This window comes from Pontibacter sp. GD13, from assembly GCF_058216355.1.
Genome location: NZ_JBYZMQ010000007.1, coordinates 38,355 through 51,698, shown reverse-complemented (window position 1 = coordinate 51,698; position 13,344 = coordinate 38,355). Strand labels below are relative to the sequence as shown.

9 protein-coding genes, 1 tRNA gene and 1 CRISPR repeat array are annotated in these 13,344 nt (G+C 42.4%); of the genes, 1 reads left to right on the top strand and 9 read right to left on the bottom strand.

What is annotated here, in order from left to right; translation table 11 throughout:
* Window positions 1–8: 8 nt before the first annotated feature.
* Window positions 9–82, top strand: a tRNA-Ile gene (locus AC4BAN_RS11185).
* 132 nt (window positions 83–214) lie between these two features.
* A CRISPR array of direct repeats spans window positions 215–3,639; the repeat unit is 37 nt; unit sequence GTTTCAATCCTTATTACTCTGGATAAGCTACTGGAAG.
* A 195-nt stretch (window positions 3,640–3,834) separates the two neighbouring features.
* On the opposite strand, the gene cas4 is transcribed toward AC4BAN_RS11185, so the two are convergent.
* The 9 genes from cas4 to AC4BAN_RS11140 are packed head-to-tail and all read right to left on the bottom strand — an operon-like array spanning window position 3,835 to window position 13,219.
* Complete coding sequence (cas4, locus tag AC4BAN_RS11180) at window positions 3,835–4,407, bottom strand: CRISPR-associated protein Cas4 (RefSeq protein WP_490564487.1); 573 nt, start codon at window positions 4,405–4,407, stop codon at window positions 3,835–3,837.
* A 5-nt stretch (window positions 4,408–4,412) separates the two neighbouring features.
* Window positions 4,413–4,703, bottom strand: coding sequence for a CRISPR-associated endonuclease Cas2 (gene cas2, locus AC4BAN_RS11175; protein WP_490564486.1), 291 nt, complete (start codon window positions 4,701–4,703; stop codon window positions 4,413–4,415).
* Window positions 4,700–5,698: a CRISPR-associated endonuclease Cas1 gene (gene cas1, locus AC4BAN_RS11170; RefSeq protein ID WP_490564485.1), complete on the bottom strand. Its 999-nt coding sequence runs from the start codon at window positions 5,696–5,698 to the stop codon at window positions 4,700–4,702. The genes cas2 and cas1 overlap by 4 nt, the downstream gene beginning before the upstream one ends.
* Window positions 5,699–5,742: 44 nt before the next feature.
* On the bottom strand, window positions 5,743–6,411 hold the full coding sequence (locus AC4BAN_RS11165) for a CRISPR-associated endonuclease Cas6 (RefSeq protein ID WP_490564484.1): 669 nt from the start codon (window positions 6,409–6,411) through the stop codon (window positions 5,743–5,745).
* A 40-nt stretch (window positions 6,412–6,451) separates the two neighbouring features.
* Window positions 6,452–8,704: a CRISPR-associated helicase Cas3' gene (gene cas3 / locus AC4BAN_RS11160; protein WP_490564483.1), complete on the bottom strand. Its 2,253-nt coding sequence runs from the start codon at window positions 8,702–8,704 to the stop codon at window positions 6,452–6,454.
* Between the two features lie 15 nt (window positions 8,705–8,719).
* Complete coding sequence (gene cas5, locus AC4BAN_RS11155) at window positions 8,720–9,421, bottom strand: CRISPR-associated protein Cas5 (RefSeq protein ID WP_490564482.1); 702 nt, start codon at window positions 9,419–9,421, stop codon at window positions 8,720–8,722.
* Window positions 9,422–9,481: 60 nt separating this feature from the next.
* Window positions 9,482–10,378, bottom strand: a complete 897-nt coding sequence (gene cas7i / locus AC4BAN_RS11150) for a type I-B CRISPR-associated protein Cas7/Cst2/DevR (RefSeq protein WP_490564481.1) — start codon at window positions 10,376–10,378, stop codon at window positions 9,482–9,484.
* 16 nt (window positions 10,379–10,394) lie between these two features.
* The gene (locus tag AC4BAN_RS11145; protein ID WP_490564480.1) at window positions 10,395–12,257 is read right to left on the bottom strand and encodes a hypothetical protein; all 1,863 of its coding nucleotides are present in this window, start codon (window positions 12,255–12,257) and stop codon (window positions 10,395–10,397) included.
* 26 nt (window positions 12,258–12,283) lie between these two features.
* Complete coding sequence (locus AC4BAN_RS11140; RefSeq protein WP_490564479.1) at window positions 12,284–13,219, bottom strand: helix-turn-helix transcriptional regulator; 936 nt, start codon at window positions 13,217–13,219, stop codon at window positions 12,284–12,286.
* Between the last annotated feature and the right edge of the window lie 125 nt (window positions 13,220–13,344).

Sequence of the window (13,344 nt, the reverse complement as noted above, 5' to 3'; positions counted from 1 at the left end):
AAGGGAACGGGCCTATAGCTCATTCGGTTAGAGCAACTGACTCATAATCAGTAGGTGCCTGGTTCGATTCCAGGTGGGCCCACGTTGATAATCAAGCACTTATATCTTAAAGGATGTAAGTGCTTTTTTGTTTTTAATTGAGATTTGAGAAACAACTCGCTTTATTCATTAGACGGCTGCTATTCGTTTTCGTCAATATTTCAGGTTTCGTTTTGTTTCAATCCTTATTACTCTGGATAAGCTACTGGAAGATTTGAAGCGTGCTTTACACGAATTTCAACAGCCGGAAGGGGGAATAAAAAGACAGTTTCAATCCTTATTACTCTGGATAAGCTACTGGAAGAATCAAGTTTGTAAAGGAAGAAGTAAGCACTGATGAGTTTCAATCCTTATTACTCTGGATAAGCTACTGGAAGTGTACGAACCCTGTCCTTGTGGCAACTACCAGAAACGTTTCAATCCTTATTACTCTGGATAAGCTACTGGAAGGGCAGCAGCCACGAACAACTTCCTCACTAAGCACTGTTTCAATCCTTATTACTCTGGATAAGCTACTGGAAGCTAATGTGCAGCCAATCCCAGCAAACGCACATTTTCGTTTCAATCCTTATTACTCTGGATAAGCTACTGGAAGTGGGGAAAAACACCCCCCTAAAATAATGAAAAGCTTGTTTCAATCCTTATTACTCTGGATAAGCTACTGGAAGACATGCGTGCCTGGGATGGCTGTGCCGACCATACCTGTTTCAATCCTTATTACTCTGGATAAGCTACTGGAAGTTGTGCGTCCTGATTCCTGCACACATTGCCAATTTGTTTCAATCCTTATTACTCTGGATAAGCTACTGGAAGTCATTGAAAATGTAGGTCTCAAAAAACACGGTAATCAGGTGAGTTTCAATCCTTATTACTCTGGATAAGCTACTGGAAGCTCTTTGTCGGCTACCTGACGCTTTTCCAGGCGTTGTTTCAATCCTTATTACTCTGGATAAGCTACTGGAAGATGTAAGGAGGCACCAACACCAAAATAATTTTAACGTTTCAATCCTTATTACTCTGGATAAGCTACTGGAAGGACCATTCATACTCCCTTATTACTTAACCTAATCATGTTTCAATCCTTATTACTCTGGATAAGCTACTGGAAGAAAAAGAACGATTACGCGTAGCCTACGAAAAAGAATGTTTCAATCCTTATTACTCTGGATAAGCTACTGGAAGAGAAGGAACAGGAGCAGGAAGAGCTTCAGGACAAGCGTTTCAATCCTTATTACTCTGGATAAGCTACTGGAAGAATTGCAATCTGAGGGGATGGATTGGTATAAGAATCGTTTCAATCCTTATTACTCTGGATAAGCTACTGGAAGTATTTTCCCTTCATCTATCGCTAACATTAAATTTGAGTTTCAATCCTTATTACTCTGGATAAGCTACTGGAAGTCAATCGTCCTTCTTGTGCCTGTGCGCTCGGTCACGTTTCAATCCTTATTACTCTGGATAAGCTACTGGAAGAAATGATTCCCCGAATACGGCAAACTGATTAGTGGCGTTTCAATCCTTATTACTCTGGATAAGCTACTGGAAGTCCCAAAGGAGGAGCCGCCAGTTGAGCCAGTTGCCGTTTCAATCCTTATTACTCTGGATAAGCTACTGGAAGAACTGAACAAGGTTTTGAAGTTTTAAATGCTTATGGTTTCAATCCTTATTACTCTGGATAAGCTACTGGAAGGACTGGAGAGCAGCCCCACAGCTCTGAAGGTGTATGGTTTCAATCCTTATTACTCTGGATAAGCTACTGGAAGAACCATCTTAGAAAGGCTTGAATACTTTAAGACACAGTTTCAATCCTTATTACTCTGGATAAGCTACTGGAAGTCAATCAAAGCGCCTAAGGCCATTTTACCGAGCTTGTTTCAATCCTTATTACTCTGGATAAGCTACTGGAAGGCTGCTGACTTCCATCGGCTACCTCCTCCACGGCTAGTTTCAATCCTTATTACTCTGGATAAGCTACTGGAAGACTCGATGCGCTTTGTGGCGGTACCGGAACACCAGGGTTTCAATCCTTATTACTCTGGATAAGCTACTGGAAGATGCCCCGCTCTGCAAGCACTCCTTTTACGAATTCTTGTTTCAATCCTTATTACTCTGGATAAGCTACTGGAAGCCCATAACCACACAAGGTTGTTGTTTAAATCTTCTAGTTTCAATCCTTATTACTCTGGATAAGCTACTGGAAGTTTGCCACTAACATTACCTTTTTATCTGATTCCCGGGTTTCAATCCTTATTACTCTGGATAAGCTACTGGAAGTCATACTTTTCGTGTTGCCCTCCTTTTTGATGGCGGGTTTCAATCCTTATTACTCTGGATAAGCTACTGGAAGATCAATCTTTTCTTTGGCCCCGGCGGTGTTACCGGCGTTTCAATCCTTATTACTCTGGATAAGCTACTGGAAGTCAACGCGGGTTTTACCTGTTTTGCCGGTGTTATCGGGTTTCAATCCTTATTACTCTGGATAAGCTACTGGAAGTTTATTTAACCGCCCATCGGCCGTTTGTGGGTGGCTGGTTTCAATCCTTATTACTCTGGATAAGCTACTGGAAGCCGTTTACCGGCTGTTCTGCTATACATGGCATGGGCGTTTCAATCCTTATTACTCTGGATAAGCTACTGGAAGCTCTTTTATTAAGGTAACGCCAGTGGCCGTAACGCTGGTTTCAATCCTTATTACTCTGGATAAGCTACTGGAAGAAAAGCTGTTACTGGGTTGCTGGGCTTGCTGTGTAGTTTCAATCCTTATTACTCTGGATAAGCTACTGGAAGGGAAGCCGCCTGAGCCAGGTTAGCCTGAACATGGAAACCTTGTTTCAATCCTTATTACTCTGGATAAGCTACTGGAAGCCTTCATGGTGCTACAAAGATGTTGTAGGACGTGAAGGGTTTCAATCCTTATTACTCTGGATAAGCTACTGGAAGGATCTTTTATGGTACTCATACAAAGTTAATTTCGTAGGCGTTTCAATCCTTATTACTCTGGATAAGCTACTGGAAGAGGGCTGCGAAACATGCTGAAAAACTACTTTTTGCGTTTCAATCCTTATTACTCTGGATAAGCTACTGGAAGTGTACGATGGGTTATCCCCGGAATCATACTTGTAGTGTTTCAATCCTTATTACTCTGGATAAGCTACTGGAAGTTGCAGTCCTCGGAGTGACGCTTACTGAGCATGGGAGTTTCAATCCTTATTACTCTGGATAAGCTACTGGAAGAGGAAGCCTACAACCATCCGAATATTGCTGCTTTAGGTTTCAATCCTTATTACTCTGGATAAGCTACTGGAAGTATCTCAGCAACAGGATTTACAGCCGTACAGACCAGTTTCAATCCTTATTACTCTGGATAAGCTACTGGAAGACAGGAGACTACAGACCATTGGACAGCTACTGGAAAGTTTCAATCCTTATTACTCTGGATAAGCTACTGGAAGATCGAAACAAAGAAGATAACATGAAAAAGTTACTTAGGTTTCAATCCTTATTACTCTGGATAAGCTACTGGAAGCGGGTATGAGGTGAAGTTCGTGCTGGTGGTGTGGAAAGTTTCAATCCTTATTACTCTGGATAAGCTACTGGAAGTCGTAAATTCTTGTTAATGACTGATTACTAGTGCTATAGTTATTATTTACTATTCGGTGTTTTGCCATTTTACAATACATCAAAGAGCTGTTTTTCATGCAAAAGCTGAATTTTCCGAAATCACAAATTATTATTAATCAATTAGTTGTGGCCTATTTTGAGGTGTGTCAAAATAAATTTACATCCGGAAAGCTCCTATTTCACACAAATATTCCGGTAGGTGCAATCTAAGCATCTTTTGCGGTATTTGGTAGCCTTTGGGTAGAAGTTATTGTCAATAATCTCCATAATCTGTTTAGCACAATTTTCAACTTCCTTCTTGTTTACATCGGAGATGGGTACCTCCACCAGCTTGTGCTGGCTACGGGTATAAACAAGGTAACCCTTGTTAACTTTTCTTCCAAAGTTCTGCTCAATCAGCCAGGCATAGCAGTAAAGTTGAGTACGGTAGGTCTCATAAATCTTATCTTTAAATTGGGCGAACTTATAGTCGAGCGGTGCCATGGTTCCGTCCTGCAACAATAGCACCTCATCTATGCGGCCACGCAGCAACTCGTTGGTCAGGTACTGGTCCATATACTTTTCCTGCACACCTATCTTCCTGCGTAGATATTCTTTGTTGCGTTCCAGCTTCTGGTCATGCACCTCACGCCCCCGCATCACTTTGTAGTTCTTTGTCTCATATTGCGGTATAGCCAGCACGTATTCAAAGTAGGTGAACCTGGGGCAGTACAGGTACTCGATGATATGGGAAGGGGTAAGGCTCATGGTGCTTAAAAAAACAGGGCTCTTACCTCATCCGACACCAGTTCCTTGTCGAAGGCCTGGCCTAGTAATTCGGTCTGCTGCAACTCGGCCTTGTTCATAGGGAAGATATATACTTTGTCTATCTCCTCGTCTATGTAATCTTCTATCTGTAGCCGCAGCGTGTCTTTCTCGTGGGCACCCAGCGAACCCAGGAATACCGAAAACTGTACCCGGTACAGCCCTGCTTGTTTACACAGTTTAGCCACCTTTGTGCGGCAGCGGTCATTTTTAATGTCGTAGAGCACCCAAACAATCATACTTTCTGAATTAAGCTGTTAGCGAATGTGTGTGCGTCAAACTGTATCGTGTTTGTACGCGTCTGATTCTTGCCTTTATAGCGGATGGTTTCCTCGTCGAAGTACTTGTTGAAGGCAGCCACCAGCAGTGCCTTCCCCTCGCTGTTAAGCGAGTAGCCGTTGGTAATATGGTCAGTATGAATCTTGTTTACTTTTTTACCCGAAAAGAGTCGGAAAACCACCGTTTCGGCATATATCCGGTAGGGCTCTATAAAATCATACACAAAGCTGAGTTGGTTATAGTCATCCCGGTGCAGAAAGCCCAGGTATGGATCGAGACCTGCTATAATGAGTGCCTTCTCGATTTTACTATAAAGTATACCAAAGGCATAATTTAGGAAGGCATTGAAGGGATCTTTGGCAGGGCGACTGCTGCGCCCACTGAACTGATGTTTTTTTGTAAGCACGTAACTTAGCGTCTCAAAATATAGCCTGCCTGCCGTTCCTTCAAGGCCCCTAAGGGTGTCGGCTATTTCAGAAACCAGCTCTGCCTGAAGCAACGAAATAGAAACAGCTAAAGCCTCAAGCCTTGCTATTTTATCGTTTAGGTAGTCAGCCTGCGGTGCCCGGTGCTTCTTCAGGTCTTGTATAAAGTCGCGCTGGTTCTCAAGCTTAGTAAGTAACCAAGCCTTGGTCCATTGCACCCCTGTTTCATTCAGACTGGCTTCTAACTGCCGCTTACGTATTTTTGTCGTGCTGCCCAGCTTGCTGTGCCACACGCGGCCCAGCGGATGCCCGTCTTTCTCGGTAAATACAATATCCACATTATTGAGGATAGCTAACCTGATCGCATCCGTGCTCAGAGCGGCTCCGGTAGTCATTATGATGCTTGTCACCTTAGAGGCAGCAAAATGATGTTTTTTTACCTCGTTAGACTCCTTCTCCCGAATGCGCACCTCAAACAGTTCGTCTTTGATGTGCACATAAGTGCCATACGTATTAATGTATAGTTGCATACTTTTTATGTTAGCATTTGCATGGTTATGGCAAGCAGTTACCGCTATATCTTTTTCACCGTACCAAACCCTCTTGAAACCGACTTGCCCAGGCCGGCAAAGTCAGGCAAGAGCGCGTTGGTGGTGAAGCCGCCACTAAAGGCCAACATCTGCTGGTCTTTGAAGCGGGTGCTCTTCTCCTGCACCTGCAGGCTGAGCAGGATGCGCTGCTCCTTGGGCAGCAGCAGGTCGAAAGATTTGTAGAACGCTAGGATGTTGCTAACGGCGATGCGCTTGAGCTGCTCCTGCCGCTCCCGCTCCGACTCAGTCTGCATGTACCTGCGGTGGTTGTCCTGGTTCAAGCCCATCCAGAGCGTTTCGTAGCGGTAGTTATGAAGGTCGCTGTCCAAGCCGATAGTCCAGCGCTGGTTGCGGATGTTCTTACTCAGCACCGGATAAAGGCATTTATCAATTTGCAGCTCTTGTACTTTCAGAAATAAAGAAGAAAGTAGTTCTCCCCCTTCATTAATGCCCAACCACATGGGCGTATTTTCAATAACCTTGTATTGCACCAGCGGGTAACGGTACTGGCTCTCTCCGTTTTCCAAATGATTGTGCAGGAGTGGTGAGTGGTCTTTGAAAAGATTTCCGAAGTATCCCCGCAGCTTGTGCGCATCGCGGGTTTGCAGCTGGATTTCGGGGAAGGTAATGGCGGTGGTAGAAATTTGTATCATTAATTAAATGTGTGGTCTTGTACATTTATAATAAGCTTCTCTATCCAAAGAAGGCCATAGTAGCAGTCGGTACATCAAACCGAAGTCCTGTTTCTGGACTCTTTTCTGAATCATAAATACAATCTATATACCTAAAGCCTTCATCATCAGGTTTTGAGACTTTAAACTTATATTCCTTAGATCTTCTAATGCTTAGCTCATGTTTTGCCTTCTCTTCAATAGATTTTCCAACTAAAGAATGTCTAAAAATTTCAGGTATAACATTGATTGTATCTAATCCTTCACGTGTATAAATTTCATCATTTCTTGAGTTGTCTTTAATATAGCTAAGGTTGTCTTTCTGGATTTGTTGATATTTCATTAGACCATCCAGATAATGAGCATTAGATTCAATATCAATTTCTTTATATACCTCATCTACCAGCTCGTTTAGAACACGTTCAGTCAATTGTTCCCCATGATGCTTCTGCAGTACTGTGAATGTGTTATCTAAAATGCCATCAGTACTGTAAACAAACTTTTCAGAGACTTCAGAATGTTGGAAAACAATAACTTTACTGTCTTCCTTTTGCCTTTTCCTGTTCACTCTTCCTGCCCGCTGTATGATGGCGTCAATGGGTGCATTTTCTGTGAAGAGAATATCAAAATCAATGTCCAGAGACACTTCTACAACCTGCGTGGCAATCAGGAGTAAAGGTTCATTTATACTTTCCTTTTGAAGGATTTCCTGCTCTTTCTGACTTCTATGTTTTTGAATAAAGCGGGAGTGATAGCAGATAATATTATCATCGGATACATAAGATTTGTACTGCTGATAGAGCCGAATAGCTTCATCTACGGTGTTAACGACTATCAGCACTTTCCTGCCTGCTTCTATTTCTTCTGTGATTTCTTCTTCCAGTTCATCTATTGAGTTTTCCCTTACCTCAAATGTATTTCTGGCAAGATCCAGGAGCTCCTTGTCTTCAATAAGCGTAAAGCCGCTGCTACCGTTGTTGCTGCCAAGTGTTTTTGAAAGTAAAGACTGTAGTTTTTCAGGCATGGTGGCAGTCATGATGTAAAACTGCGTGTTGTAAGCTTCTTGTAAGTAGGCGATGGTTGATATGATGAGCCCCAAAGTATATGGCTCATAAAGATGAATTTCATCTATGATTACTTTGGCATTGAGTAGGTGGAATGTTTTTATTTCCCAGAAGCCCAGGTTAAAGCCTTGGGTAAGGATTTGGTCAATAGTGCAGACGTTCACGTTTCTAAAGAACGTCCTATCTTTCAAATAAACTGTTTTGGTGAAGGTGTCGTCTAATTCTTTCCTGAAGAAGAAGGCGGACGAATGAACAACAGCGCAATTATCCGTGCCGAAGTATGATTTAAGGCGCTGGTATATAGCGTTGGAAGTTACGCGTGTAGGCAAGAGATAAATAATCTTTTCAAACTCCCTCTTTTGCGATGCCCATAATAAAGCCGCTTCCGTTTTCCCGCTACCAGTAGGAGCGATAGCCAGCATATTTCCAGGACGTATACTTTCCTGCTGGAACGGCAGGAACGAAAACCCCGTAGCAATTTTCTCTTTTCCTTCTGCTCTGAGTTTAGCTACTATTCTATCTTGAAGAAAATCCTGCTGGTATTGAAGTCCGTTTGTTAGCGATTTGTCACCAGCAGAGGCTGTCCAGTCTGCAATGTTTAGAAGCGCCTTATGTAAAATGTATTGCCTGCGGGCCTTGGCTGGCAAATCAGCTAACACCCTTTTGTAAAAGCGGTTGTTCCCTTTAAAGGATTCCCATAAATGTATACAGGTATTCTGTTTAGCAAAATTTTGAATTAGCTTCTCCGGAATAGCAAAAGATTTGTTGCAGAAAAACTCTTGAACTTGAGTGTTGATGAATACAGAAAGTTCTTTTAAATCATTTTCATTGACAAAAAGAGGCTTATGGGTTTCCTTTTCAAATATATCATCATTAAGTTTTTTATGATGACTAAACACAGCAAATAAACTTTCCGGATGGTTCTCATAGTATTTTCTGTCTGATAATAATAAAAGCATCCCTGAAATAAACTCATGCCGGATATGGTCTTCGTTCCTGGCATTATACTTTAGTGTATTCTGAAAATTGCCTGTCACTTTCCCTGTATCATGAAACAGTACCGCAACAAAGGAGCGAAACCAGAACTCGTCATGCATATTCAGGACTGGCTGATACCGCTCCCTTAGCTGTTGCCATATAGCCAGTGCATTGCAGGTGTGCTCCGTTAGCTTTTCTTTGGGCACTGACTTAGCGAAGATATTATCTAACATAGGGCTATTGTGGCGTCACAATCTGAACAAGGGTACAAATACATCATCAACTGCTATTCCTTTCTTCTCCACATTCAGCAGCATTTCTTCTCCAATAAAAGAAAACTCCTTCCGCTTAGTTACTCTCCGCATGCCGTAGTCTTTGGTATAGCTAAATTGTACTGGCAGTTGGTATGCAATAGGGTCTGAGGTGGAGTAGATAGAAAACTCAAGCCCGTTCTGCGCATTGTTTATCACTTCGTCTACCACATTACCTTCAAGCAGGCAGTGGCTTAGCTTATGGCTGCTGCTTGTTTGGGTGGTCGAAATGACTTGCTCTACTTTAGCCAAGGAATCGCTGCTGCCCATGGTGAGGCAGTATGTAGGATTACTGAAAGCCTGCTCCAGTTCATTAATTTTATCCTGATTCTCGCTTCCGTAGATGATTACAAACTGATTATGGAACATAATTTCCCGCTGAATGATGCTACCAGTGGCAAAGTCGTTATATTTCCACAAATCATTGGCAACACCCTGTGTTAATGCATAAGCTCCCATTTCAAACTCCTCCTCATCAAAATAAGCTTGCGCTTGTTTCGGGCTGAGACCTAAAGCCGCTCCTGCTATTCCTATAAGCGTTGTAGGTGGAGGTATCAGGAAAGATTTATGATAGTTAAAAAACTCTGGATTTCTGAAAGTAGCTGTTTGCGACTTTAGCTTTACAACGCAATATTTCATAAGTGTTTTAGATGTAAGTAGCGACGCAATACTTTGCGCCGCTACTGTATTTCTGCTTATTTAAGATTCAGAATAATAGTCTCTTACCCAAGCCTCTAAAGCTTCGAAACCTTCTTTCAGGCTTATTACATTCTCGCCGTTTCTGGCAAAAACACTCTCCTGGCTAGCAAACACATGGTCTTCCATAAATTTACCGTAATCGCTTGCAACAGTCTCCAACTGCGCCACATTTACCTGCATTTGCTCGTTCACATTCACAGCTTCCAGAAAAACAGGATTCTTTGCTTTCATGTAAGCCGCTGCAATAAACTTTGGTGAAATGTCAGCAAGGAATCTTGACTGGCGACCAGAGCTCCACAAGTTTTGGAAAGCGTCTAAGAACGCCGTAACGCGATTTGTTTTTTCTTCACCGCTAATTTCCCCGCTTTCAAAGCCCTCTCCCTTTCCAATTCTATCCAGTTCTATCAGGATGGTGCCTCTGTAAATGCCTGAATGAATTTCGGTTTCAAAAATATTCGGGTCTGCGCCCGCTGCTTTTCCCATATAGTTAGTCGCAAAGTCTAAATCACCTTTATAGGATGATAAGGCTAAAAGTGACTCTACTCGAACAGGGGAAGTTCGCGTGGTTGATTTGCCCTTGGTTTCGTTTTCGCCTTTGGAGGCATCCATGTAGCCGAACAAATCATCATCGATATATTTTGCGGGGCTTAAACTCGTTTTGGGAGCACCTTTTTTAACGCTTGCCTCACTTACTGGTGAAAGTTCCCAACCCATTTCAGATAACCTGTCACGTAGGGCACGGCGCAAGGCCTGTGAAGAAACATAGGGCAGTTCTTCGCCAGTGCTCAGCGTTACCTTTTTGATAGGATTAATATTATCAACTTCTTTATCAGCGCCGTTAAGGCTGGCAAAGGACACTTTAGAAAGGTAAGTAACAGTGATGCTATTCTTTTTCATTGTTCTGAGTGTTGTTTTATGAGTGTAAAGCGGAATTAAGTTGATTTAAAGCGCTGATGGTTGCAAACTGTTTGATATAGACAAAGTTCTCTTGCTTTATCTCTTGTAAAATGTCGTTGCTAACGCTGTTCCCGAACTTGAACTGAATGCGTGTCAGTTCGTCCAAGAATTGAGTTAAGGTGCGGGCTTTTCGGATGGCGATAATGTAGGCTTTACCTTGTTTTGCGTTAGCGGTTTTAGTTTGGCTGGCATCGTGGTTCAGGATGCCTTGCCCGATACTTTTGCCGAGGTTAATGGCTCTTTGCTGAAGTTCTGGGTTCATGTTGTTATTTCCTCCATATTTAACAATTGGTTCATATAAGTTTAAGAGCAGTAGCAACTGCTTGTAATTTTTGAAGCCGATATTTTCGTTAGACATAGTATATCTGAAGCAGTCGAAGAAAAGAGTTTCCATTTCCTGAATAATGGGTTTTGTTCGAATCAGCTTTCCTAATACCTTGTCGCGGAATTGCCGTTCCAGTTGAAAAGAATTTTTCTTATTTCTGAGAGAAGGCTTTAAGAGCAGTAGTCCTCTGAAGATGGCTGAGAAGTCAATCTGTTTCTTCTCCAGGTAGTAAATCATTCTGACCAGAAACTTGAAATTGTTCAGCTCCTCGAACGCGCTTGGGCGCATTGTTTTTGAGAACTTATTTGCTCTGAAATAAACCAAGGAAAGAGGGATATGCTTAAAGTCAGAATCTTCAAAAGGGTTTGCTTCTGCACTTTTTTCTTCAAAGTTCGCTATTTCGCTCTTTAGCACTCTTCTATAGAAGGTATATAGCAGCATAAATAAGTTGTCGTACTGGCCTATATAAAACTCCTTCCATTTATCATTGAATTTAGCCAGTTCAAAATTGGACATATAGTTGCCTTCAATGAGCTGGACAGAATCTTTTTTTATATTATTCTGCCTATATATTTTGTCTAGGTTTAGGAGATTGCTTGAATTATACAGATAAATAACCAAGCTGTCGAGGCCATTCACATATTGGTGAAATGACAGCTTAGGAGAAAAGCGGCTGAGATACATTGCTTTCCAACTAATCTTCTTGTCAGAGATATTTAGAAAAGAGCTGAAGTTTCTGAAGTTTGAAAATGGTGTAGTGCTTGTGGTATCCACCAGTTCTTTATAGCTTTCACCTGTCAGGTAACACACTTCATCCCCGGCTTCTAAAAATTTTTCCCCAAGCGGTAAATCTGTAGTTTTAGTATAGGGAGCATCTATAAATATTTCAGATTCCCCTCCTTTATTCTCAATACGTTTCTTCCCGCTACTGATGGGGTTCTCTTCTAACTCGCCCACTTCATTGAAAGAGTAGAATTTGAGCTTTTTGCCTTTTGAGCTTAGAAACTCAGCAACTTTAATAGCAAAATCTCTGTCTTCGGTAATTAACTTTTCAAACTTGATTTTTCTGCCTTTTTTGCTTGCAACGGCAGTAGGGTCGTTCGTAATTAACGCGCCTAAGCCATAGGTTTTCATTTTGGCGAATGCTTCTGCTTTGAAAGGTTCTTTTACAAAAAAATACTTATCTGCCTTATCAATAGCATTCTTGCCACTTGTATCATAAACCTCTTTTCCCATTAAATAATACACGTCCTCCAGTAGCGTAAACAGCTCTTCTGATTCCACAATCAATTCTTCTTCAGTCAGTTCAAAATCGAAGGCATAAGCTATCTCTGTGTTTTCTCTGTGCTTTTGTAGATAATGGTATAGCGCCACTATTCCCGTATTCATGAAGATATTGGCGCTTTTACTGAATTTAACCTTATTCATATCTATCTTATTTATTGTTTTATCTACCTGTAGCGCGGCTTCAGAAATACCTATGATGTCAGCCAAACCTTCCGCTAATCTACTACTGCCCTTCAGCCAAATTCTGTCTGACCGGAATATTTTTTCAGGGCTTTTTTCAATTCATTGGCTATTTCCTGCCGCAGTAGGGGCGGCTCCAGCACCTCCACGTTGCTACCGTAGCTGAGCAGCTGCATTCTTAGGTCGTAGTTCAGCACCACCAACAGCGAAATGCGCAGCTCGTCTTCATTGTCTAGCAGTATGTTTTGGGAGTGGTGCAGGGGCAGGCTTTTGATGTACTTGCCCTGCTGGGGCTTGAATGCGAGCACCACCTGGCTAGGTGGTTCAGCCAAGCAAGTGATGCCGTAAGTATGCTCAAACAGCTTTTTATAATCGAAGGATGCAGCTTCTAAATAGGGCTGTAGGAGGTGCACCTGCCGCATGCGGTCGAGCCCAAAGGTTTTTACCTTGCCTGCCTCCTCATCGTGGCCAAGCAGGTACCAGCGGTTGCGGTGCTCCATCAACAGGTATGGGGCAATGGTATACTGGTCAGGTAGCGGCTTCTGGTAAGAATGGTAGGCGAAACTGACGCTGATTTTCCGCTGAATGGCGTCTGCCAAAAGCTTCAGGTGCTCCGAGCCTCTAAAAAAGTCATTGTGCTCAAACACAATGCTGCGGGAGGCTGTGGAGGCGGATTGCAGCGTTTGGGCAATCGTCTCTACGCGTTCGGCCAACTCCAGTAGCTTCAAAAACTGCTGGAAATCGCTGACGTCCTCGTCGGTGGGGGTGCAGATAGCGTAGCCGCGCTTTCGGTTGTCGTGCTGAATGTGAATACCAAACTCTGCATGAATTGCCTGAAAGTCGCGTGAAAGCGTTCGGCTGGAGATATTGCGAAAGCCGTGGCTGTCCAGGTGGGCCTGTATATCCTTCAAGGAAGATGCTTTCAGTTTGTTTTCATGAAGCAGCCTTATGATAAGCAGGTACTTCTTCAAATTTCCGGAACGGCTCATTTTCAATATTAAAAAGGCAATATATATAAAAATACTCTTGATCTTTCTATTTTGCCTAAGAATAATTTTAATCTATATCAATTCAGTGCTTTAGTAATTGGTAATTTTTAAATAAGTTTTTTTGA

Bases quoted from the DNA above. Each gene is read 5' to 3' on its own strand.
- cas4 (WP_490564487.1), bottom strand. From the start codon at position 4,407: ATGAGCCTTACCCCTTCCCATATCATCGAGTACCTGTACTGCCCCAGG.
- cas2 (WP_490564486.1), bottom strand. From the start codon at position 4,703: ATGATTGTTTGGGTGCTCTACGACATTAAAAATGACCGCTGCCGCACA.
- cas1 (WP_490564485.1), bottom strand. From the start codon at position 5,698: ATGCAACTATACATTAATACGTATGGCACTTATGTGCACATCAAAGAC.
- AC4BAN_RS11165 (WP_490564484.1), bottom strand. From the start codon at position 6,411: ATGATACAAATTTCTACCACCGCCATTACCTTCCCCGAAATCCAGCTG.
- cas3 (WP_490564483.1), bottom strand. From the start codon at position 8,704: ATGTTAGATAATATCTTCGCTAAGTCAGTGCCCAAAGAAAAGCTAACG.
- cas5 (WP_490564482.1), bottom strand. From the start codon at position 9,421: ATGAAATATTGCGTTGTAAAGCTAAAGTCGCAAACAGCTACTTTCAGA.
- cas7i (WP_490564481.1), bottom strand. From the start codon at position 10,378: ATGAAAAAGAATAGCATCACTGTTACTTACCTTTCTAAAGTGTCCTTT.
- AC4BAN_RS11140 (WP_490564479.1), bottom strand. From the start codon at position 13,219: ATGAGCCGTTCCGGAAATTTGAAGAAGTACCTGCTTATCATAAGGCTG.